The organism is Microbacterium sp. F01 (genome assembly GCF_056156365.1).
Map to the genome: position 1 here is coordinate 1 of NZ_CM149592.1, position 21450 is coordinate 21450.

General features: G+C 68.3%; 20 protein-coding genes and 2 tRNA genes. 15 read left to right on the plus strand and 7 right to left on the minus strand.

Going from position 1 to position 21450, the window contains the following annotated elements; translation table 11 throughout:
- The 7 genes from dnaA (at nucleotide 1) to ACVN90_RS00035 (ending at nucleotide 10162) form a co-directional block, all read left to right on the plus strand.
- Nucleotides 1–1452 (plus strand): chromosomal replication initiator protein DnaA, encoded by a 1452-nt coding sequence (dnaA, locus tag ACVN90_RS00005; RefSeq protein WP_475100117.1) that lies wholly within the window; start codon nucleotides 1–3, stop codon nucleotides 1450–1452.
- A gap of 483 nt (nucleotides 1453–1935) precedes the next feature.
- Nucleotides 1936–3090 (plus strand): DNA polymerase III subunit beta, encoded by a 1155-nt coding sequence (gene dnaN / locus ACVN90_RS00010; RefSeq protein ID WP_475100118.1) that lies wholly within the window; start codon nucleotides 1936–1938, stop codon nucleotides 3088–3090.
- Between the two features lie 38 nt (nucleotides 3091–3128).
- Entirely contained in the window at nucleotides 3129–4343 is a 1215-nt protein-coding gene (recF, locus tag ACVN90_RS00015; RefSeq protein ID WP_475100119.1) for a DNA replication/repair protein RecF, read from the plus strand.
- Nucleotides 4336–4899, plus strand: a complete 564-nt coding sequence (locus ACVN90_RS00020; protein ID WP_475100120.1) for a DciA family protein — start codon at nucleotides 4336–4338, stop codon at nucleotides 4897–4899. The genes recF and ACVN90_RS00020 overlap by 8 nt, the downstream gene beginning before the upstream one ends.
- Before the next feature lie 121 nt (nucleotides 4900–5020).
- Nucleotides 5021–7063 (plus strand): DNA topoisomerase (ATP-hydrolyzing) subunit B, encoded by a 2043-nt coding sequence (gene gyrB / locus ACVN90_RS00025; RefSeq protein ID WP_475100121.1) that lies wholly within the window; start codon nucleotides 5021–5023, stop codon nucleotides 7061–7063.
- Between the two features lie 52 nt (nucleotides 7064–7115).
- The gene (gene gyrA, locus ACVN90_RS00030) at nucleotides 7116–9761 is read left to right on the plus strand and encodes a DNA gyrase subunit A (RefSeq protein ID WP_475100122.1); all 2646 of its coding nucleotides are present in this window, start codon (nucleotides 7116–7118) and stop codon (nucleotides 9759–9761) included.
- On the plus strand, nucleotides 9758–10162 hold the full coding sequence (locus ACVN90_RS00035; protein WP_475100123.1) for a DUF3566 domain-containing protein: 405 nt from the start codon (nucleotides 9758–9760) through the stop codon (nucleotides 10160–10162). Before gyrA ends, ACVN90_RS00035 begins: the two co-directional genes overlap by 4 nt.
- 66 nt (nucleotides 10163–10228) lie before the next feature.
- Here the strand turns inward: ACVN90_RS00035 and ACVN90_RS00040 are convergent, their stop codons facing one another.
- On the minus strand, nucleotides 10229–10954 hold the full coding sequence (locus ACVN90_RS00040) for a VIT1/CCC1 transporter family protein (protein WP_475100124.1): 726 nt from the start codon (nucleotides 10952–10954) through the stop codon (nucleotides 10229–10231).
- A 75-nt stretch (nucleotides 10955–11029) separates the two neighbouring features.
- Here ACVN90_RS00040 and ACVN90_RS00045 point away from each other — a divergent pair.
- The 3 genes from ACVN90_RS00045 (at nucleotide 11030) to ACVN90_RS00055 (ending at nucleotide 11692) form a co-directional block, all read left to right on the plus strand.
- Nucleotides 11030–11103 (plus strand) — tRNA-Ile (locus tag ACVN90_RS00045).
- Nucleotides 11104–11114: 11 nt separating this feature from the next.
- Nucleotides 11115–11187: transfer RNA gene (locus tag ACVN90_RS00050), tRNA-Ala, on the plus strand.
- A 73-nt stretch (nucleotides 11188–11260) separates the two neighbouring features.
- On the plus strand, nucleotides 11261–11692 hold the full coding sequence (locus ACVN90_RS00055) for an NUDIX hydrolase (RefSeq protein ID WP_475100125.1): 432 nt from the start codon (nucleotides 11261–11263) through the stop codon (nucleotides 11690–11692).
- A 12-nt stretch (nucleotides 11693–11704) separates the two neighbouring features.
- Here ACVN90_RS00055 and ACVN90_RS00060 read toward each other — a convergent pair whose 3' ends face one another.
- Complete coding sequence (locus tag ACVN90_RS00060) at nucleotides 11705–12202, minus strand: aminoacyl-tRNA deacylase (RefSeq protein ID WP_475100126.1); 498 nt, start codon at nucleotides 12200–12202, stop codon at nucleotides 11705–11707.
- Nucleotides 12195–12710 carry a DNA helicase gene (locus ACVN90_RS00065; RefSeq protein ID WP_475100127.1) on the minus strand — a complete coding sequence of 172 codons (516 nt, stop codon included), beginning with the start codon at nucleotides 12708–12710 and terminating at the stop codon, nucleotides 12195–12197. The genes ACVN90_RS00060 and ACVN90_RS00065 overlap by 8 nt, the downstream gene beginning before the upstream one ends.
- A gap of 97 nt (nucleotides 12711–12807) precedes the next feature.
- On the opposite strand from ACVN90_RS00065, the gene ACVN90_RS00070 reads away from it, so the two are divergent.
- Together ACVN90_RS00070 and ACVN90_RS00075 are read left to right on the plus strand one after the other, a co-directional pair.
- A complete protein-coding gene (locus ACVN90_RS00070) occupies nucleotides 12808–13380 on the plus strand; it encodes a peptidylprolyl isomerase (protein ID WP_475100128.1) in 573 nt (190 codons plus the stop codon).
- An 87-nt stretch (nucleotides 13381–13467) separates the two neighbouring features.
- Nucleotides 13468–14358: a rhomboid family intramembrane serine protease gene (locus tag ACVN90_RS00075; protein WP_475100129.1), complete on the plus strand. Its 891-nt coding sequence runs from the start codon at nucleotides 13468–13470 to the stop codon at nucleotides 14356–14358.
- A 164-nt stretch (nucleotides 14359–14522) separates the two neighbouring features.
- Here ACVN90_RS00075 and ACVN90_RS00080 read toward each other — a convergent pair whose 3' ends face one another.
- The gene (locus tag ACVN90_RS00080; RefSeq protein ID WP_045301992.1) at nucleotides 14523–14762 is read right to left on the minus strand and encodes a cell division protein CrgA; all 240 of its coding nucleotides are present in this window, start codon (nucleotides 14760–14762) and stop codon (nucleotides 14523–14525) included.
- Between the two features lie 55 nt (nucleotides 14763–14817).
- On the opposite strand from ACVN90_RS00080, the gene ACVN90_RS00085 reads away from it, so the two are divergent.
- The 3 genes from ACVN90_RS00085 to ACVN90_RS00095 are packed head-to-tail and all read left to right on the plus strand — an operon-like array spanning nucleotide 14818 to nucleotide 16438.
- A complete protein-coding gene (locus tag ACVN90_RS00085) occupies nucleotides 14818–15612 on the plus strand; it encodes a class E sortase (protein ID WP_475100130.1) in 795 nt (264 codons plus the stop codon).
- On the plus strand, nucleotides 15612–15800 hold the full coding sequence (locus tag ACVN90_RS00090) for a hypothetical protein (RefSeq protein ID WP_475100131.1): 189 nt from the start codon (nucleotides 15612–15614) through the stop codon (nucleotides 15798–15800). The genes ACVN90_RS00085 and ACVN90_RS00090 overlap by 1 nt, the downstream gene beginning before the upstream one ends.
- The gene (locus ACVN90_RS00095; protein WP_475100132.1) at nucleotides 15797–16438 is read left to right on the plus strand and encodes an anthranilate synthase component II; all 642 of its coding nucleotides are present in this window, start codon (nucleotides 15797–15799) and stop codon (nucleotides 16436–16438) included. Before ACVN90_RS00090 ends, ACVN90_RS00095 begins: the two co-directional genes overlap by 4 nt.
- Nucleotides 16439–16463: 25 nt before the next feature.
- Here ACVN90_RS00095 and pknB read toward each other — a convergent pair whose 3' ends face one another.
- The 3 genes from pknB to ACVN90_RS00110 form a co-directional block, all read right to left on the minus strand.
- On the minus strand, nucleotides 16464–18158 hold the full coding sequence (gene pknB / locus ACVN90_RS00100) for a Stk1 family PASTA domain-containing Ser/Thr kinase (protein ID WP_475100133.1): 1695 nt from the start codon (nucleotides 18156–18158) through the stop codon (nucleotides 16464–16466).
- 94 nt (nucleotides 18159–18252) lie between these two features.
- Entirely contained in the window at nucleotides 18253–19962 is a 1710-nt protein-coding gene (locus ACVN90_RS00105; RefSeq protein ID WP_475100134.1) for a serine/threonine protein kinase, read from the minus strand.
- Nucleotides 19959–21419, minus strand: a complete 1461-nt coding sequence (locus ACVN90_RS00110) for a peptidoglycan D,D-transpeptidase FtsI family protein (protein ID WP_475100135.1) — start codon at nucleotides 21417–21419, stop codon at nucleotides 19959–19961. Before ACVN90_RS00110 ends, ACVN90_RS00105 begins: the two co-directional genes overlap by 4 nt.
- Nucleotides 21420–21450 lie beyond the last annotated feature (31 nt).

Below are 21450 nucleotides of genomic sequence, written 5' to 3' on the forward strand. Positions count from 1 at the left end.
ATGACACCGCACGAAGTTCCAGACGTACCGGTCTGGACGGCCGTTCTGGACGAACTCGTGCGAGACGATCGCATCACCCCGCAGCTGCACGGCTTCATCAGTCTCGCGGTTCCCCAGGGAGTGATGGGCGGAACGCTCTACCTCGACGTTCCCAACGATCTGACCGCTGCCCAGTTCACCAAGCGCATGCGTGCCCCGATCCTCGAGGCCCTCACGCGCGTCGGCCAGGATGTCCAGGACCCCGCATCGAACTTCCGCGTCGTCGTGAATCCGGACCTCGCCGATGTGCACCTCACGGCGCCGATTCCCGTCCAGTCGGTCGCGGCACCCGTCGCGCCGGCGATCGGGCTGCAGACGGCCTCGCCCGTCGGACGCCCGCCGCTCGACGAGCCGGGGGACGCAGCATCCGTCTCGCGCAGCGATACGCGACTGAACCCGAAGTACACGTTCGACAACTTCGTCATCGGCCAGTCCAACCGCTTCGCCCATGCCGCGGCGGTCGCGGTCGCCGAGGCGCCGGCGAAGGCGTACAACCCGCTCTTCATCTACGGCGACTCGGGTCTCGGCAAGACGCACCTCCTCCACGCGATCGGCGACTACGCCCTGAGCCTCTATGCCGGCATCCGCGTGCGCTACGTGTCGAGCGAGGAATTCACCAACGACTTCATCAACTCGATCGCCAACAACCGCGGCTCGGCGTTCCAGGCGCGGTACCGGGACGTCGACATCCTGCTGATCGACGACATCCAGTTCCTCCAGGGCCGGGCCGAGACGCAGGAAGCCTTCTTCCACACGTTCAACCAGCTGCACGACCACGACAAGCAGGTCGTGATCACGAGCGACGTGCCGCCGAAGCACCTCACCGGCTTCGAGGACCGCATGCGCAGCCGGTTCGAGTGGGGCCTCATCACGGATGTGCAGGCGCCCGACCTCGAGACGCGTATCGCGATCCTCCGCAAGAAGGCGCAGTCCGAGCGGCTCCACATCCCCGACGAGGTCATGGAGTACATCGCGACTGTCGTCTCGAGCAACATCCGCGAGCTCGAGGGCGCGCTCATCCGCGTCTCGGCGTTCGCGAGCCTCAACCGCTCGACGCTCGACATGTCGCTCGCCCAGACGGTGCTGCGCGACATCGTCGACCAGGACGACGCCAACGTCATCTCGCCGACCGACATCATCACGGCGACCGCGGCCTACTTCAAGCTCACCGTCGACGACCTCTACGGCTCGAGCCGTTCGCAGCAGGTCGCACAGGCGCGTCAGATCGCGATGTACCTCTGTCGCGAGCGCACGAGCCTGTCTCTGCCGAAGATCGGGCAGCTCTTCGGCAATCGCGATCACACCACCGTGATGTACGCGTACAAGAAGATCAGCGAGCTCATGAAAGAGCGCCGGTCCATCTACAACCAGGTGACCGAGATCACCGCCCAGCTCGGCCGCAACGGTCGCTGAGTCGTCCTCTTACACCCTTCGAGGGGCCCGTGCGTTACGACGCGCGGGCCCCTCGGCGCATATGCCCCAAGAAGTTCTTGACACGCGACGAGAGCAGGGCCATCATTTCGGTTCTTCACAGTGTGGAAAACCTGTGGATAACTCTCCCAGGCTGCGGAAACCGCTGTGAACGAGCGGGGGAGACCTGTGGATGGATTGCGCAGGCGACAGGTTTTGTCATTCGTCTTTCCGACTGCTCTCCGGAGCGTCTCCACAACTCACAAGCGTGTGATTTCCGTCTCCCGACTGGCAACGCGACAGTTGTCCACAGTTTCCACAGCCGTTAACACCATGACAAGAAATCTTTGTGATGAAACCCGTCCGATCACCTTTGCGGTGGACAAGCCCCGAGACCAGACGCGGACTGGCAATCTCCGAGGCTGGCACTAGCATGAGAACCCCGAGCCCGCAGTCGAAGGGTTCGCTGCAGCAAAGGGAGCGTTCGTGAAGTTCCACGTCAATCGCGATGTGTTCAGCGAAGCCGTATCGTTCGTCGTCAAACTCCTCCCTCAGCGCAACCCTCAGCCGATCCTCGCGGGCGTGCTGATCGAGGCATCCGCTGATGGCCTTTCGCTCGCCGCGTTCGACTACGAGGCATCGGCGCGCACCACGATCGAGGCGACCGTCGACGAGCCGGGCACGATCCTCGTCCACGGCCGGCTCCTCTCCGACATCGCGAGCCGTCTGCCCAACGCGCCGATCCAGATCGAGGTCGATGAGGACGGCGGCATCCTGCTCACGTGCGGGTCGGCCCGATTCACCCTCGCGTCCATGCCGGTGCAGGAGTACCCCGCGATCCCCGAGGTCACCGGTGACTCCGGGCTCGTCCCCTCCGAGGACTTCGCCACCGCGATCGCGCAGGTCGCGTTCGCCGCATCGCGCGACGATGTCACCCCCGTCCTCACGGGCGTGCAGCTCGAGGTCTCGGGAACGAGCCTCAGCCTCGTGGCCACCGACCGCTACCGCGTCGCGCTGCGTGAGATCCCGTGGGACGGCGGCAGTGCCGCGAGCGAGGAGTCGACCACCGCCCTCGTGCCCGCGCGCACCCTCACCGAGGTCGGCAAGACCTTCGCCCACGGCGGCGACATCTCCATCGCGTTCTCGGGTTCGGGCGATCGCGAGATCATCGCCTTCACCGCCGGCAACAAGACCGTGACGTCACTGCTCATCAAGGGCAACTTCCCGCCGGTGCGGCGCCTCTTCCCCGAGCAGACCGAGCACCACGCGGTCGTCAACACCGCGGAGCTCGCCGAGGCGGTCCGCCGCGTGTCGCTCGTCCTCGACCGTTCGGCCCCGCTGCGATTCACCTTCACGGCCGACAGTGTGTCGATGGATGCCTCGGGCACCGAGCAGGCGCGCGCCACCGAGTCCGTCGACGCGACGCTGCTCGGCGGCGACGAGGTCACCCTGGGTCTCAACCCCCAGTACCTGCTCGAGTCCCTCGGAGCGGTCAAGAGCGAGTTCGTGCGCATCACGTTCACCTCGAGCGAGAACGCGAACAAGCTCAGCCCGGTGCTCATCACGCCGCAGACTTCGGTCGACCGCGCGGGTTCGGACTCGTTCCGCTACCTGCTGCAGCCCAACCTGCTCCTGCGCTGAACCCGCATAACGTCGGGGCCGATCACTAGGCTTGTCCGGTGATCGTGGAGCACCTGAGTCTGGTCGACTTCCGCAACTATGCGGCTGCCGACGTCGAGCTCGGGCCCGGTCCGAATGTGTTCGTCGGCCGCAACGGTCAGGGCAAGACGAATCTCGCGGAAGCCATCGGATTCTTCGCGACGCTCGGATCCCACCGGGTCTCGAACGACGCACCGATGGTGCGCGACGGTGCGGATGCCGCGATCATCCGCGCGCGACTGGCCCACGGCGAGCGTCGGGTTCAGCTCGAGGCGCAGGTGAACCGGCAGGGATCCAACAAGGCTCGCGTCAACGGCGCTCCCGTGAAGCCGGCGGAACTGCCTCGCTACGCGCAGGTCGTGCTCTTCGCACCGGAGGACCTGCAGATCGTGCGCGGCGACCCTTCCGCGCGTCGACGATTCGCCGATCAGCTCCTCGTGCAGCGCGCTCCGCGCATGGCGGGTGTGATCGCGGACTATGACCGCGTGCTCAAGCAGCGCACCGCGCTGCTGAAGTCGGCGAAGGCCCGCGGCATCCGCGGCGACGCCCTCTCGACCCTCGACGTGTGGGACGACAAGCTCGTCTCCCTCGGCACGCAGCTCATCGCCGCGCGCCTCGCTCTTGCCACCGACCTCGCGACTCCGCTCGCGGCCGCATACACCGCGATCGCCGGCGCCGATCACAACCCTGAGATCGAGTGGGCGCTCTCGGTCGCCGGCGCCGACACCGGCGAAGACGGCGACAGCGGAGCCGGATCACCTGGCGCCCCGACGTCGACCGCGGGCGAAGAGCGGACGGATGCCTCGGCCACCCGCATCGCGGACCTCTTCCGTCAGGCGCTCGCGGCGAAGCGCACCTCCGAACTCGACCGCGGGCTCACGCTGGTCGGACCCCACCGTGACGACCTGCTGCTGCGGATCCGCGGTCTTCCGGTCAAGGGCTACGCATCCCACGGCGAGTCGTGGTCGGTCGCGCTGTCGCTCCGGCTCGCCTCGGCCGAGCTGCTGCGGGCGGATTCCCGCCTCGGCGACCCGGTGCTCATCCTCGACGACGTCTTCGCCGAGCTCGACACCGATCGCCGCGCCCGCCTGGCGCACCTCGCCTCCGACTACGAGCAGGTCGTGGTGACCGCCGCGGTCGAGGGCGACGTTCCCGCAGAGCTCCGCGCGCGGATGGTGCGGGTCGAGGCCGGCCGGATTCTGGGCCCCGTCGACGCGGAGGCCGCCGATGCCTGACCCTTCGACAGGCTCAGGGACCGGACAGCCGCGGGACGCAGCATCCGCTCCCGTTCCGAAGCCGGCACCCCTGGACCGCACGGCCGTCCCGGAGACCATCTCGACCTACCTGCGACTGCGCGGACTCGAGCCGTCCGCCCGGTCGTACCGCAAGCGGCGCCGGCGCGCGGCGGACGACGAGAACATCCCGTTCGCGCCGGGACGCGACCCGCGCGGGGTCGGCGATGTGCTCGCAGATCTCACTCGCGAGGCCGGCTGGGACCCTCAGCTCGCGCGCGAAGACGTGGTGCGCGCGTGGGATCAGGTCGCCGGCGAAGACACCGCGAAGCACACCCGGCCGGTCGCGTTCTCGGACGGCACGCTCACCATCCAGGCCGACTCGACGGCGTGGGCGAAGCAGCTCCAGCTGATGCGTGCGCAGATCCTCTCGGAGATCGTGCGGCGGTACCCCGAGGCGGGGGTCGACGCGGTCCGCTTCATCGGGCCGGACGTCCCCTCCTGGAAATGGGGTCCCAGAACGATTCCAGGGCGGGGTCCGCGCGATACCTACGGATAAGCCACGTCGGGAGGCATCCAGGCGATTTTCATCCCCTTACAGGGGCGTAGAGCGCTGTGATCGGGCTGTTACCCGATAGACTGTCAGGGCCCGTGTCGAAGGATTTGGAGCCCTCGCGAAGATGACGTCTGACAACCCCGATAACGTTTCCGAGGAACCCGAAACGCCCGCTCCGGCTCCCAACGGAACTCCCAGCGACTACGGGGCAGACGCCATCCAGGTGCTCGAGGGCCTCGAGGCCGTCCGCAAGCGCCCCGGCATGTACATCGGGTCGACCGGTGAGCGCGGCCTCCACCACCTGGTGTACGAGATCGTCGACAACTCCGTCGACGAGGCGCTCGCCGGCTTCTGCGACACCATCAACGTCACGATCCTGCCCGACGGCGGCATCCGCTGCGTCGACAACGGCCGCGGCATCCCCGTCGACATCCACCGCACCGAGGGCAAGTCGACAGTCGAGGTCGTGCTCACCGTGCTGCACGCCGGCGGCAAGTTCGGCGGTGGCGGGTATGCGGTCTCGGGCGGCCTGCACGGCGTCGGCTCGTCGGTGGTGAACGCGCTGTCGACGCGCCTCGAGGTCGAGGTGAAGCGGCAGGGTCACGTCTGGCACCAGTCCTACCGCGACGGCGGGCAGCCCCAGGCGCCCCTCGCGAAGGGCGAGCCGACCGACGAGACCGGCACGGTCATCCAGTTCTGGCCCGACGACACGATCTTCGAGTCGGTGCACTTCGACTACGACACGCTGCGCACACGCTTCCAGCAGACGGCGTTCCTCAACAAGGGGCTGCGCATCACGCTCTCCGACGAGCGTCCCGAGTCGACATACGTGACGGATGCTGAGGGCGGAGGCTCCGAGGAGCGCCAGCCGTTCGACGACTTCTACTACGAGCGCGGTCTCGTCGACTACGTCGAGTACCTGAACAAAGTGCGCCACGCCGACGTCGTGAACGAGGAGATCATCGAGATCGAATCGGAGGACACCGTCCGCCACATCTCGCTCGAACTCGCGATGCAGTGGACGTCGAGCTACACCGAGAACGTCTTCACCTTCGCGAACACGATCAACACCCACGAGGGCGGCACGCACGAGGAGGGCTTCCGGGCAGCGCTGACCACGCGCATCAACACCTACGCGCGCGACAAGAGCCTCCTCAAGGAGAAGGACGACAACCTCACCGGCGACGACATCCGGGAGGGTCTCACCGCCGTGATCTCGGTCAAGCTCTCCGAGCCGCAGTTCGAGGGGCAGACCAAGACCAAGCTCGGCAACACCGAGGCGAAGGCGTTCGTGCAGAAGGTCGTCGGCGACCAGCTCGCCGACTGGCTCGACCGCAACCCGGTGCAGGCCAAGCGCGTCATCACGAAGGCGATCGACGCCGCGACCGCGCGCATGGCGGCCCGCAAGGCACGCGAGACCGCGCGTCGCAAGAGCGTCTTCGAGTCGGCGGCGATGCCCGACAAGCTCAAGGACTGCACCAGCAAGGACCCCTCGATCAGCGAGATCTTCCTCGTCGAGGGCGACTCGGCCGGCGGCTCGGCGGTGCAGGGTCGCGACCCGCACACCCAGGCGATCCTGGCGCTGCGCGGCAAGATCCTCAACGTCGAGCGCGCGCGTCTCGACAAGGCGCTGGGCAACCGCGAGGTGCAGGCGATGATCCAGGCCTTCGGCACGGGCATCGGCGAGGACTTCGACATCGACAAGGCGCGCTATCACAAGATCGTGCTGATGGCCGATGCCGACGTCGACGGCCAGCACATCACGACGCTCCTGCTCACCATGCTGTTCCGCTACATGCGCGGGCTGATCGAGGCCGGCTTCGTGTACCTCGCGATGCCGCCGCTCTACCGCCTCAAGTGGACGAACTCGGCGCATGAGTACGTCTACTCCGACAAGGAGCGCGACGCGCTGCTCGCCGACGGTCTCGCGAACGGCAAGCGGATCCCCAAGGAGGGCATCCAGCGGTACAAGGGTCTCGGCGAGATGAACGCCAAAGAGCTGTGGGAGACCACGATGGACCACTCCACGCGCACGCTCCGTCAGGTGACCATCGACGACGCGGCCGCGGCGGACGAGATCTTCTCGGTGCTGATGGGCGAGGACGTCGAGTCGCGTCGCACGTTCATCCAGCGCAACGCCAAGGACGTCCGCTTCCTCGACATCTGACCCACAGGCTGGCTCAGAGACCGCGGTTCACAAAGAAGACGAGATAGAAGACATGGCAGAAGACGAACGTCCCGACGTGAACGCCGAGCACGACCACGGCCGCATCGACCAGGTGGACCTGCAGCTCGAGATGCAGCGCAGCTACCTCGACTACGCGATGGCCGTCATCATCGGTCGCGCGCTCCCCGACGTGCGCGACGGCCTGAAGCCGGTGCACCGCCGCGTGATCTACGGCATGTACGACGGCGGGTTCCGTCCCGACAAGTCGTTCTCGAAGTGCGCGCGCGTCGTCGGCGAGGTCATGGGTCAGTACCACCCGCACGGTGACACCGCGATCTACGACGCCCTCGTCCGTCTCGTGCAGCCGTGGTCGCTGCGCTACCCGCTCGCGCAGGGTCAGGGCAACTTCGGCTCGCCCGGCAACATGGGCGCCGCCGCCCCGCGTTACACCGAGACCAAGATGGCTCAGCTCGCGCTCGAGATGGTGCGCGACATCGAAGAAGAGACCGTCGACTTCCACGACAACTACGACGGTCAGACCCAGGAGCCGTCGGTGCTCCCGGCGCGCTTCCCGAACCTGCTCGTCAACGGCTCCGTCGGCATCGCGGTCGGCATGGCAACCAACATCCCGCCGCACAACCTCCGCGAGGTGTCCGCCGGCGCGCTGTGGGCGCTCGAGCACCCCGAGGCGTCGCGCGAAGAGCTGCTCGAGGCGCTCATGGAGCGCATCCCCGGACCCGACTTCCCGACGGGCGCGCAGATCCTCGGCACCAAGGGCATCCGCGAGGCGTACCGCACGGGTCGCGGCTCGATCACGATGCGCGCCGTCGTGTCGATCGAAGAGATCCAGGGCCGCACCTGCCTCGTGATCACCGAGCTGCCGTACCAGGTCAACCCCGACAACCTCGCGGTGAAGATCGGCGACCTGGCCCGCGACGGCAAGATCACCGGCATCGCCGACATCCGCGACGAGACCTCCGACCGCACCGGTCAGCGTCTCGTGGTGGTGCTCAAACGGGATGCTGTCGCCAAGGTCGTGCTGAACAACCTGTACAAGCACACCCAGCTGCAGGAGAACTTCGGCGCCAACATGCTGGCGATCGTCGACAACGTGCCCCGCACGCTGTCGCTCGACGGCTTCGTCACGCTGTGGCTCGACCACCAGATCGACGTCATCGTCCGTCGCACCGCATACCGCTTGCGCAAGGCCGAAGAGCGCATGCACATCCTGCGCGGCTACCTGAAGGCGCTCGACGCGCTCGACGAGGTCATCGCGCTCATCCGCCGGTCGCCCAACGCGCAGGAGGCGAACGAGGGCCTGCAGAAGCTCCTCGACGTCGACGAGGCGCAGGCCGACGCGATCCTCCAGCTGCAGCTGCGCCGCCTCGCGGCCCTCGAGCGGCAGAAGATCATCGACGAGGCCGCCGAGCTCGAGCTGCAGATCGCCGACTACAAGGAGATCCTGGCGACGCCGCAGCGCCAGCGCGACATCATCCGCGAGGAGCTCACGGCGATCGTCGACAAGTTCGGCGACGAGCGCCGCACGCACATCCTCCACGGATTCGACGGCGACATGTCGATGGAAGACCTGATCCCCGAAGAGGAGATGGTCATCTCGGTCACGCGCGCCGGCTACATCAAGCGCACGCGCAGCGACAACTACCGCCAGCAGCACCGCGGCGGTAAGGGCGTCAAGGGCGCGCAGCTGCGCGCCGACGACGTGGTCGAGCACTTCTTCGTCACCACGACGCACCACTGGCTGCTGTTCTTCACGAACAAGGGTCGCGTGTACCGCTCGAAGGCGTACGAGGTGCCCGAGGCCGGGCGCGACGCCAAGGGCCAGCACGTCGCGAACCTGCTCGCACTGCAGCCCGATGAAGAGATCGCCCAGATCCTCGACATCCGCGACTACTCCGTCGCGACGTACCTCGTGCTCGCGACCCGCAGCGGCCTCGTCAAGAAGACGCGCCTCACCGAGTACGACACCAACCGCCAGGGCGGCATCATCGCCATCAAGCTCCGCGGGCAGGTGCCCGAGGAGGGTGACGAGGCCGAAGCCGGACCCGACGACGAGGTCGTCAGCGCACTGCTGGTCGACGAGGGCGACGACATCCTCCTCATCAGCCGGCACGGCATGTCGCTGCGCTTCTCGGCGACCGATTCGGCGCTGCGCCCGATGGGCCGCTCGACGTCCGGCGTGAAGGGAATGGACTTCCGTGCCGGCGACAGCCTGCTGTCGGCATCGGTCGCGACCGACGACGGCTACGTCTTCGTCGTGACCGAAGGCGGGTACGCGAAGCGCACCGCGGTGGACCAGTACCGCATGCAGAACCGGGGCGGACTGGGCATCAAGGTGGCCAAGCTGAGCGAGGATCGCGGCGATCTCGCGGGCGGTCTCATCGTCTCCGAGGACGACGAGGTCTTGGTGGTTCTTGCCAGCGGCAAGGTGGTACGCTCTGCCGTGGCCGAGGTCCCCGCCAAGGGCAGAGACACGATGGGAGTCGTGTTCGCCCGCTCCAGCGACGACGATCGCATCATCGCGATCGCGCGCAACGGCGAACGCGGCCTCGCAGAAGAATCCGAGGATGCATCCGCCGACGGCGCCGACGCAGCACCGTCGTCCGAGACCCCCCATCAGACCGACAGCCTCGGATCGGATGCCTCGCCCCAGACCCCCGAAGAGAGCACTGACGCATGAGCACGGTAGCCGACAAGCTCGCCAAGAAATCGAGTCACAAGACCAGCGCCAAGCAGGTTCGCCTGCGCCTGGTGTACGTGGACTTCTGGTCCGCGGTGAAGCTGTCCTTCCTCGCCGCGATCGCCATCGCGGTGGTGACGGTGGTGGCATTCGTCATGGTCTTCCTGGTGGTGCAGACCACCGGGCTTATCGCGAAGGCCGACGAGTTCTTCGCGAGCTTCTCCGACGGCAGCATCCTGCTGTCGCAGTTCGTGAGCTTCCCCCAGGTGCTGGCCTTCTCGGCCGTCGTCGCGATCCTGAACCTGGTGGTCGTGACGGTGCTCGGCGCCGTGATCGCGGGCATCTACAACCTCGCGGTCAAGGTGACCGGCGGCCTCCTGGTCGGCTTCACCTCGAACTGACCGACAACGCCGAGCGCCGGCATCCGGGATATCCATTCCGGGATGCCGGCGCTCGGCGTTTGCGGGCTAGACCACCGTGGTGCCGAGCAAGGTGCCGATGAGCCAGGTGGCGACGAGCGCGAGCGCGCCGCCGAGCACGAGGCGGGTGGCCGCACGCGACTTCGGGGCACCGCCGAGATGCGCGGAGATCGTGCCGGTCGCGGCCAGCGCGACGAGCACGGCGACGAAGGTCACGGGTACGCGCCACTCGGGCGGCGGGAGCAGGATGGCGAGCAACGGCAGCAGGGCACCGAGTGTGAAGGCGATCGCCGACGAGATCGCGGCGTGCCACGGGTTCACGAGGTCGTGCTGGTCGATGTGGAGTTCCACCTCGAGGTGCGCCGACAGCGCATCGTGCGCCGTGAGCTCCTGCGCGACCTGACGCGCTGTCGCGTCGGTCAGACCGCGGTCGCGGTAGAGCTGTGTCAGCTCCTCGAGCTCCGCATCGGGCATGTCGCGCAGCTCGCTGCTCTCCTTGGCGATGAGCGCGCGCTCGGAGTCGCGCTGGCTGCTGACCGAGACGTACTCGCCGAGGGCCATGGAGATGGCGCCGCCGACGAGCCCGGCGATGCCGGCGGTGAACAGCGCGGCGGTGTTGGTCGTGGCTCCGGCGACACCGACGACGAGCGCGGCGACCGAGACGATGCCGTCGTTCGCGCCCAGAACGCCGGCCCGCAGCCAGTTGAGCCGCTGTCCGAGACCGACGCCGTGCGGCTCCCCGGAGTGAGATGTCTGCGCCACGAGCCCAGTCAACCAGCCCGATTCGTGAAATCCGGATTCGTCGGGTAAAGTCTTGGAGGTTGCGGAGCGCAGTTTCCGCAGTCAAACGGGGCTATAGCTCAGGCGGTTAGAGCGCTTCACTGATAATGAAGAGGTCCCAGGTTCAAGTCCTGGTAGCCCCACCGTAAGCCCCGGGGCCTTAGCTCAGTTGGTAGAGCGCCTGCTTTGCAAGCAGGATGTCAGGAGTTCGAATCTCCTAGGCTCCACAGACACGAAGCCGGTTCCGAGAGGGACCGGCTTCTGCGTTCTCCCCGAGCCCCGGCCCAGTTAGGGTGAAGCATGGACCTGCGCGTCGCGGCGTACGCGGTGATCGTGGACGATCACGACCGCGTCCTGCTCGCGCACTGGAACGAGGGCCGTCGTGCCGCGTGGACGATGCCCGGTGGCGGCCTCGAGCCCGGAGAGGACCCCGAGAGCGCTGCGCGCCGCGAGGTCAAGGAAGAGACCGGTTACCGGGTCGAGATCGACGGGCTCCTCGGCATCCATTCCCGTGTGATCCCGCCGGGGCGGCGCCTCAAGCCCGGCGCGGACCTCCCGCTGCACACGCTGCGCATCGTCTACCGCGCCCGCATCACGGGCGGAAAGCTGCGCAACGAGACCGATGGTTCGACGGATCGCGCCGAGTGGTTCCCACTCGCTGACGTGCGGGCGCTGCAACGGGTCAAACTCGTCGACATCGCCCTCGACATGGCGGGGATCGAACTCCCCTGACGACGGAGGCCGTCAGTCGACGGGCTGCGAGATGTCGGCGACCGTCGCGCCGTAGGCCGCGATGAGCGCGTCGGCGTCGACGAACATGCTGTACCCGTGCGCGCCGGCCCCCGTCGCGATGCGCTGACCCACGATCTCGGCATCTGCGTAGATCGGCCAGTCGTGGGTGCTGCCGAGGGGCACGATCGTTCCCCGCTCGTATCCGGTCGCCGCCAGGGCCCGCGCGGGGTCCGGCAGCTGCAGCTTGTTGACGCCGACAACGGCGCGCAGTTTGGGCCATGAGATCGCGCGGTCGCCCGGGATCAGGGCGAACAGGTAGGTGTCGTCGCTGCGCTTGACGACGAGCGTCTTGACGATGCCCGACGGCGGGATGCCGAGGATCGCGGCAGCCTCCGGCACGCTGTTCGCCGCCGGACGCTCCCGGATCTCGACCTCGAGGCCGCGCTCGGCAGCCGCCGCGCGGACGCGGTCGACGCCGGCCAGGGCCTCACCCGTGGCGGGCTCAGGCATCCGGTGCGCGCAGCGGGTCGTCAGCGACCCAGAGCTCGTCGTCGGCGCGCAGTGTCTGCCACGCGGCGTACAGCACGCCGACCGCGGCGGCGACGCCGAGGATGATGGCGATCACGCCGCCGGCGCCGATGCCCTTCTTCGCCGGGACCGGCGCGGCCTTCGACCAGGACGACGGAACGGTGAACCCGCGCCCGGCGGCGAGGTGCGAGCGCTGCTCGTTGGCGGCATCCCACACGGACAGCGCGGAGCCGACCACGGCGCCCGCCGCGGGGATGACCGTGCTGTTCACGACCTTCTTGCCCTTGTCGACGTAGGGGGCGGCGTACTTGTCGTAGCCTGCCTGCACCTGCGGCTTGACCTGCTCGCGACCGTAGTGGCCGAGCTGGCGGCTCGCCTCGCGGGCGACGGTCGCGGCCTCCCCCACCAGGACCTGCTGGGCCTCCCACAGGTTTCCGGCCTGCTTCTGAAGCTTCTGGAGTTCCTTCTTGCGCTTGCGGCTGAGGCTCACGGTTTGCCCTCCCTGTCGTGGGGATGTCGGTCTCTTCATCTTGCCAGACCACCGCTGAGACGGGAGGGGTTGCAGGGAACTCTGAGACAATGTAGAAATGCCGCTTCACACAGCTGTCGCAACGATCCACACCAACTACGGCGACATCGTCGTCAACCTGTTCGGCGACCAGGCTCCTCGCACCGTGCAGAACTTCATCGGCCTGTCCGACGGTTCGCAGGCGTGGACGCACCCGGCGACCGGCAAGCCGGGCGACGGCCCGCTGTACAAGGACGTCATCTTCCACCGCATCATCTCGGGCTTCATGATCCAGGGCGGCGACCCGCTCGGTCAGGGCGTGGGCGGCCCGGGCTACAACTTCAACGACGAGATCAGCGGCGAGCTCACCTTCACCGCGCCCTACAAGCTCGCCATGGCGAACGCGGGCCTGCGCCGCAACGCGATCACCGGTCAGCCCGAGGGCACGAACGGCTCGCAGTTCTTCATCACCGTCCCCGGCCAGGGCGGCCGTGGCCCGGAGTGGCTGCAGGGCAAGCACACGATCTTCGGCGAGGTCGTCGACGACGCGTCGAAGGCCGTGGTCGACACGATCGCCGAGGTGCCGACGGCTGCGGGCGACCGCCCGGTCGAGCCCGTCGTCATCGAGTCGATCGACGTCGCCGCGGTCTGAGCGCGAGCGTCATCCGGCCCGGGGCGGCGACCGCTGCCCCGGGCCATCCGCATCCCTGAGCCCAGGCGAGACAGAGACGGGGCCTTCGTGAGCACGCAGGACTTCCAGCGCAATCGCGACAACTTCTGCTACCGGCATCCCGACCGACAGAGCTTCGTGCTGTGCCAGCGGTGTCTGCGCACGATCTGCCCGGAATGCCAGACGCAGGGCGCTGTCGGGGTCATCTGCCCGGAGTGCCTGCGCGACCAGCAGAAGGCGCAGTCGCCGGCGCAGAAGAAGGCCGAGCGGCGGTGGTCGCGCCCCCGTGCGATGTCGGCGTCGTCCGGCCGGCCCGTGGTGACCTACTCGATCATCGCGATCACCGCGTTCGTCTACCTGCTCACACTCATCCCCGGCTTCGGCGACACGGTGACGGGCCTCCTCTATTTCCGGGCGCCCCTGCTCTACCCGCCGCTGAGCGGAACGTTCGAACCGTGGCGTCTGCTGACGGTCGCCCTCGTCCATTCGGGCATCTGGCATGTGGGACTCAACATGCTCGCCCTGTGGATGATCGGACGCAGCCTCGAGCCCCTTCTCGGCCGCTGGCGGTTTCTCACGCTGTACCTGCTGAGCGCCCTCGGCGGCTCGGTCGCGGTCACCCTGCTGTCGTTCACGACGCCGGTGGTCGGGGCGTCCGGGGCGATCTTCGGGCTCTTCGGAGCGCTCCTCGTGATCGGCCGGCACATCGGCGCGAACATCGCCGGCATCGCCCTCGTGCTCGGAATCAACCTCGTGATCGGGTTCATTCCCGGATTCAACGTGTCGTGGCAGGCGCACGTCGGCGGACTCGTCGTCGGTCTGCTCGTCGCCTTCATCTACACCCGCACGCGCTCGGTGCGCCAGCGCGGCCTGCAGATCGGCCTGCTGGTCGCCGTCGGTGCGGGGCTCGTTGCGCTGCTGTTCGTGCCGGTGTTCTTCCCGGCCCTCATCATCCTTTGAACAGAGTTATCCACAGGCTCCTCCACACCCTGGGGAGAATGACACCGGTGTAATTCACAGGTGTTAACAGACTTGTTAACAACTCCGGATCGGCCGGATCCGCAGCATCCGGGCAACGAAAAACCCCGGTCGTCGTAGACCGGGGTTTCTCTTTCGAAGTGTCGCTATCGCCAGCGCGTCGTCATCAGGAAGCCGATGAAGGCGATGCCGAAGCCGATGACGAGATTCCAGGCCCCGATGTCGGGGATCGGGAACGCCATGCCGCTCAGGTAGAAGACGAGGATCCACACCAGACCGATGAGCATCAGTCCGATCATGATCGGCTTGAACCACACCGGGTTGGGTGCGGCTTCGCCTTCTGCGCGCTCGACGAGCGAGTCGTCGTCTTTGCCGGGTCGTGCCATGCACAAGAGTCTAACTGCCAGCCATGCCACAGCCCGCCCTGACTAGAATCCACCTGTGGATGACGCGCTGCCCGGACCGAGGCGAGCCGCCCGCGGGACCCGTACTCCGCGCCGGCGCACGTCCGTCGTCGGCGTCATCGGCGAGGTGCTCATCACCGCCGGCGTGGTCGTGCTCCTGTACGTCGTGTGGCAGCTCTGGGTGGGAGACCTCATCTACGGCGCCGAGCGCAACGCCGAGGGCACCGAGCTGTCGCAGGAGTGGCAGCAGCAGTACGAGGAGCAGAATCCCGAGGCCGCGCCCGCTCCGACCGCCGAACCCGAGGTCGAGCCCGTCACGGCGGCACCACCGGTGATCCCGGAGCCCGCCGACGCCGAGACCTTCGCCATCATGCGGATCCCCCGGTTCGGTGCCGACTACGCCGTGCCCATGGCCGGCGGCGTCACGCGGGCCCGCACCCTCGACCCGATCGGCATCGGCCACTACCCCGGCACCATGATGCCGGGCCAGGCGGGCAATTTCGCGCTCGCGGCCCACCGCACGACCTGGGGCAAGCCCTTCAATCGCATCGCCGACCTGCGTGTCGGCGACGCGATCGTCGTCGAGACGCAGGCCGGCTGGTACACCTACCGGTTCCGCACGCTCGAGTACGTCACACCGAACGAGGTCGAGGTGCTCCTTCCGGTCCCCCAGGCGATGGACGTCCCCGCGGGCACGGCCTACATCACGCTCACGAGCTGCAGCCCGATGTACGCCATGACCGAGCGCATCGTGGCGTACGGCGTCTTCGAGTCGTTCACACCCCGCACGGCGTCGGGGGAAGAGCCGGCCTCCCTCCAGGCGGTGGCCTGATGTACGCGGGTCTGTGGCGGATCCTCCCCGGCCCGTGGTGGGTGCGGACGCTCATCCTGCTCGTGCTGATCGCCGCGGTGCTGTATGGACTCCTCTTCTACGTCTTCCCGTGGGTGAGCCAGTTCGTGAATCCACAGGAGGTCACGGTGACCCTCCCCACGGCGCCTTCCGGGACGCCGCTGTCGTGACCGTCCCTTCGTCGTCGGCGCCCATCCTCGTCGTCGACAACCACGACAGCTTCGTTCACACCCTGATCGGGTACCTGCACGAGCTGGGCGCCGACACCGACCTCGTCGAGGCGGACGCCCTCGCCGATCCGGCGCGCGACATCTCCGGCCGGCCAGGCGTCCTCGTCTCCCCCGGACCGGGAACCCCCGCCGACGCCGGCGCGTCGATCGAGGTGGTCCGCGCGGCGGCGGCGGACGGCATCCCTCTCCTGGGAGTATGTCTCGGCCATCAGGCGATCGGCGAGGCGTTCGGCGCCACGGTCGATCACGCGCCCGAGCTCATGCACGGCATGACCTCGCTCGTGCACCACGACTCCTCGCTCCTATACGCCGGACTCCCCGACCCGTTCATCGCGACGCGGTACCACTCGCTCGCGATCGTCCCCGCCACGCTCCCCGACGACCTCGTCGTCACGAGCCGCACGTCGAGCGGCGTCGTCATGGGTGTCGCGCACCGCACCGCACCGATCCTCGGGGTGCAGTTCCACCCCGAGAGCGTGCTCACGGAGGGCGGCTACCGCCTGCTGGGCAACTGGCTCGCCTCGATCGGATACACGGATGCTGCGTCCCGCGGCGCTGCGCTGAGCCCGCGGCGCTGAGTCGCCGAGGCGACGAGCCGCCGGCTCAGGCGCCCGTGCAGTACGTCAGCGTGATCTCGGAGTGCACCGCCACGTCGCCGGGCGTCAGGGACTGCGACGACACGGTGGGCGGGTTCGAGCCCGCGCAGTTCGGGTCCTCCGCGGGGATCACGGTGAGGCCGAGGTCTTCCAGCTGCCGCGTCGCGGCGTCGACGGTATAGCCGCGCACATCGTTGATGGCGACGCGACCGGAGGCGACCACGAGGTTCACCATCGTGCCGGTGGGCACGCTCGCCCCGTCCACGGGGTCGCTGGAGATCACCGTTCCCGCGGCGAGGTCCTTGTCGTTCTGCTGCGTGATCGTGCCCAGCTGCAGGCCCGCCCCGGAGATGGCGGAGGTCGCGGCATCCTGGCCGAGTCCGGTGAGGGTCGGCACCGTCGACATCTGCTGCCCGGTCGACACGTAGACCCTCACCTGCTGATCGGGCGTGACCGACGTCCCCGACTCGGGATCGGTGCGGATAACGTTGCCCTCCGCGACCTCGGTGCTCTCCTCGTCCACGCGGATGGCGCGGAGGTCGGACTCGGCGAGGGTGTCGTTCGCCCGCTCGTAGGTCATGCCCGAGACGTCCGGCACCTCGCGCGCGTTGCCCGGAAGCTCGTCGCGCGGCTGGATCGTGAGCACCCAGAACAGCAGCGAGATGAGCAGCACGGCGAGCAGCGCCACGCCCGCCCAGATCCACGCGACCGGCGGCCCCGCCTGCGTGCGCTTCATCGTGGTGTCGGTGCTGAGCTGACGCAGCGACCGCGCCGTCTCGGCGGCCTGCCGCGGGTTCGGGCCGTACAGCTCGCTCGTGAGGGCGCCGACTTGGCGCTTGGAGGGCTGCCGGCCGTCGACCGTCGCATCGAGGGCCTCGCGGAAGCCGGCCGCGTCCTGGTAGCGCTGGAACGGGTCCTTCGCGAGGGCGCGCAGGGCGACCGTGTCGAGGGAGCGCGGAACGGTGTCGTTCACCTCGGACGGCGGTACCGGCGCCTCGCTGACGTGCTGGTACGCGACAGCGACGGGCGACTCGCCGCGGAACGGCTGACGTCCGGTGAGCAGCTCGTAGAGCACGACGCCCGTCGAGTAGACGTCGGCGCGCGCGTCGACGGGCTCGCCCTTGGCCTGCTCGGGCGAGAAGTATGCGGCGGTCCCGAGGATCTGCGTGGTCTCGGCGACCGTCGACGACGAGTCCGAGACGGCGCGGGCGATGCCGAAGTCCATCACCTTCACCTGACCGGCATCGGTCACCATGACGTTGCCGGGCTTGATGTCGCGGTGTACGACGCCCGCGCGGTGCGAGTATTCGAGCGCCTCGAGGATGCCGTCGACGTAGCGGACGGCATCCGTCACGGGGACTGGGCCCGCGGCGATGATCTCCTTGAGGAGCCGCCCCTTGACGAGCTCCATCACGATGAACGGGACCGGGCGCACCGTGCCGTCGGGAGCGGTCAGCGAGTCCTCGCCGGCGTCGTAGACCCGCACGATCGTCGGGTGCGCCATACGCGAGGCCGCCTGCGCCTCCAGACGGAACCGGGTACGGAACGCGTTGTCGTCGGCGAGCTCGCGGTCGAGGATCTTGATCGCGACCTCGCGGCCGAGCGTGAGGTCGTACCCGCGGTAGACGCTCGCCATGCCGCCCCGGCCGATCGGCTCATCGATGCGATAGCGCCCCGAAAGCACGCGCGGCTCAGCTGTCACGGTCACTCCCTGCCTGGAACATCAGCCACACTAGCCGAGCCCGAGCGGGTCGCACGTGTCGCGCGACCCGCTCGGAGGACTCACTCAGCCAAGCTCACGGCGTGGGCGTCGGGATCGGAGCCGCGGCCTCGATCAGCACCGTCGCCTCGCCGGACGCACCCGAGGTGCGGTTGCCGGCCGTGCCCCCGCTGCAGGTGACGGTGTAGGTGACGATCACGGTCTGACCCGCCGTGTCGCCCGCGGTCACCGTCGCGTTGCGCGCGTTCTGCGGGAAGTTCGGGCCGTTGGCGATCGTGCCGTTCTGGACCGTGAAGGTGTACGAGCTCACCGAGCCGGTGCCGGACGGGCACGTGTACCCGTCCCACATCACGGTCAGGTCTTCGCCGGGCTCGACCGTCGCCGGGGATCCCTGGAACGTCGGGGTGGCGGGCGCCGGCATCGGAGTCTGACCCGCGTACGTCGTCAGCTCGATGATCGTGCCCTTCGGCACATTGCCCGTCGGGCTCACGCTGTAGACCTTGCCGACGCTGGCCTCGTCGGGCGCGGCGTTGCCCTCCTGGCAGTTCACGCCGAGTCCGAGCGCGTCGAGCGCGGCCGACGCGGTCGGGCAGTCCTGCCCGACGTAGTCGTCCGAGACGACGTTCGCCGTGGTGGGCGTCGGCGTCGGCGTATTGGTCGGCGTCGCAGACGGCGAGGCCGAGGTCTTCGTAGGGTCGGGCTCGGGTTCGTTGCCCGAGTTCGCGACGACGGCCCAGATCGTGCCGATCAGCACGAGCAGCAGCAGGGCGATGAGCGCGATGAGCGGCCACGTCCACGGACTGCGCTTCTTCTTCTCCGGCGTCTCCTCGGCGCCCTCTTCGCCCGGCGCCGGCATGAGACGGGTCGCCGCGGACGTGTCGGAGCCGGAGGTGAGCAGCTGGGTCGCCGCATCGCCCGCGGCGGCCGCTCCCGCGATGGCCGGGACGGCCGCGGCGGCGGCCGCGACATCGCCGCGACGCAGCGCGGTCGCGGCGCGCGCGACGGCGGCGGCTGACGCCGGGCGCTCCTCGGGCTTCTTCGCGATCATCGCCATGACGAGGTTCTGGACCGGCTCGGCGACCGTCGCGGGGAGCGCGGGCGGCTGCTCGTTGATCTGCGCCATCGCGATCGCGACCTGCGACTCGCCCGTGAAGGGACGCTTGCCGGCGAGGCACTCGTACGCGACGATGCCGAGCGAGTAGATGTCGGTGGCCGGGGATGCCGGGTGCCCCGACGCCTGCTCGGGCGACAGGTACTGCACGGTGCCCATGACCTGGCCGGTCGCCGTCAGCGGCACCTGGTCGGCGATGCGCGCGATGCCGAAGTCGGTGATCTTCACGCGGCCGTCGGGCGTGATGAGGAGGTTCCCGGGCTTGATGTCGCGGTGCACGAGGCCGGCCGCGTGCGCGGCCTGGAGTGCCGCGGACGTCTGGGCCACGATGTCGAGCGTCTTGTCGGTCGAGAGGGACCCGTCGCGCTCGAGGATCGTCGAGAGCGCCTCGCCGGGCACGAGCTCCATCACGAGGAAGGCGCTGCCGTTCTCCTCGCCGTAGTCGAACACGCTGGCGATGCCCTCGTGGTTGACGAGCGCCGCATGGCGGGCCTCGGCACGGAAGCGTTCCAGGAAGCCCGGATCGCCCATGTACTCGTCTTTGAGGATCTTGATGGCGACGGTTCGTCCGATGACGTGGTCTGTCGCCTCCCAGACCTCGCCCATGCCGCCGATCGCTATGCGCGAATCGAGTTCGTATCGGCCGCCGAAGGTCACGCCCTGCGTCGGTCTCATCGTCCCAGCACCGCCTCCATGACCTTCTTCGCGATAGGGGCAGCGATGGTGTTGCCGCTGCCCGATTGTCCCTGCCTGCCGCCGTCCTCGACGACCACGGCGACGGCGACCTCGGGGTTGGCGGCAGGTGCGAACCCGGTGAACCAGAGCGTGTACGGCTCATCGCCCGTGTTCTCCGCGGTTCCCGTCTTTCCGGCCACGTCGACCCCGTCTATTCTTGCACCCGACGCGGCGCCGTCACTGACATTGGCGACCATCATCTGGACCAGCTCATCAGCCAGCCCCGTGTCGAGGGCACGCCCGAATTCACTGTCGTCGAAGGTCTTCTGAACAGACAGATCCGGGCCGATCACGCGATCCACCATCCTCGGGTTCATCACGATCCCGTTGTTCGCGATGCCCGCCGACACCATCGCCATCTGCAGCGGCGTCGCCGTCACCTGACCCTGGCCGAAGCCGCTCAGCGCGGTCTGCGCGTCGTCCTGGATCGTTCGCGGGTAGCCCGAGGGCGTCGACATGAGTGGCAGCTCGAAGGCCTGGTTGAAGCCGTACTTCTCGGCCTCTTCGCGGATCGCGGTGTCGCCGAGCTCGACGGCGAGCTCCGCGAACGGGATGTTGCAGCTCAGGCGGAGCGCATCGGCGAGCGAGACGGTCTCGCCGGGACCGCACGTTCCGCCGCTGGCGTTGTGCACGACGCTCGAGGACTGCGGCAGCTGATAGGTCGCCGGGTTCGGCAGCTGCGAGTCGGGCGTGTAGTCCCCCGACGCGAGCGCGGCCGACGCGGTGACGAGCTTGAACGTCGACCCGGGCGGGTTGAGGTCGCCGGCGATCGCGCGGTTCGACAGCGGCTTGCCGGGATCCGCGACGAGCGCGTCGTACGCGGCGTTGACCTCGCTCGTGGCGTGTGACGCCAGCACGTTGGTGTCGTAGCTCGGGCTGGTGACCATGGCGAGCACGCGTCCGGTCGACGGCTCGATCGCGATGACGCCGCCCTGCAGGTCGCCGAGCGCCTCGTATGCCGCGCGCTGCACGTCGGCATCCAACGACAGCACGACGTTCGAGCCGCGCGGGGGCTGACCGGTGAAGATGCGCTCGATGCGCGACAGGAACTGCGAACCCGCGGTGCCGCTGAGCTCCTGGTTCATCGCCTGTTCGATGCCGGTCGCCGAGTTCAGGGCGGGATTGATGTAGCCGGTGACGGGCGCCCACATGTCAGCATCCGTGTACACACGCTGCCAGCTGTAGAGGTCGCCGGACGGCACCGACGATGCGATGGCCGAGCCGCTCGCGATGATCGATCCGCGCTGCACCTCATACGAGTCGTAGAGCGAGCGGCGATTCTCGGGATTCGCGGCGAGCTCGTCGGTCTGGATCACCTGTATCCAGCTCGTCGACGCGAAGAGCGCCAGGAACATGACCAGCATCAGGATGCTGAGCCGGCGGAGCTCTTTTGTCATGATCGCCCCCTTCGGGCGATACGCGCTCGCA

Excerpts from the sequence above, each read along its gene's own strand:
- dnaA (WP_475100117.1), top strand. The coding sequence starts at position 1 with ATGACACCGCACGAAGTTCCAGACGTACCGGTCTGGACGGCCGTTCTG.
- ACVN90_RS00020 (WP_475100120.1), top strand. The coding sequence starts at position 4,336 with ATGCCTGACCCTTCGACAGGCTCAGGGACCGGACAGCCGCGGGACGCA.
- gyrB (WP_475100121.1), top strand. The coding sequence starts at position 5,021 with ATGACGTCTGACAACCCCGATAACGTTTCCGAGGAACCCGAAACGCCC.
- gyrA (WP_475100122.1), top strand. The coding sequence starts at position 7,116 with ATGGCAGAAGACGAACGTCCCGACGTGAACGCCGAGCACGACCACGGC.
- ACVN90_RS00035 (WP_475100123.1), top strand. The coding sequence starts at position 9,758 with ATGAGCACGGTAGCCGACAAGCTCGCCAAGAAATCGAGTCACAAGACC.
- ACVN90_RS00055 (WP_475100125.1), top strand. The coding sequence starts at position 11,261 with ATGGACCTGCGCGTCGCGGCGTACGCGGTGATCGTGGACGATCACGAC.
- ACVN90_RS00060 (WP_475100126.1), bottom strand. The coding sequence starts at position 12,202 with ATGCCTGAGCCCGCCACGGGTGAGGCCCTGGCCGGCGTCGACCGCGTC.
- ACVN90_RS00070 (WP_475100128.1), top strand. The coding sequence starts at position 12,808 with ATGCCGCTTCACACAGCTGTCGCAACGATCCACACCAACTACGGCGAC.
- ACVN90_RS00080 (WP_045301992.1), bottom strand. The coding sequence starts at position 14,762 with ATGGCACGACCCGGCAAAGACGACGACTCGCTCGTCGAGCGCGCAGAA.
- ACVN90_RS00090 (WP_475100131.1), top strand. The coding sequence starts at position 15,612 with ATGTACGCGGGTCTGTGGCGGATCCTCCCCGGCCCGTGGTGGGTGCGG.
- ACVN90_RS00105 (WP_475100134.1), bottom strand. The coding sequence starts at position 19,962 with ATGAGACCGACGCAGGGCGTGACCTTCGGCGGCCGATACGAACTCGAT.
- ACVN90_RS00110 (WP_475100135.1), bottom strand. The coding sequence starts at position 21,419 with ATGACAAAAGAGCTCCGCCGGCTCAGCATCCTGATGCTGGTCATGTTC.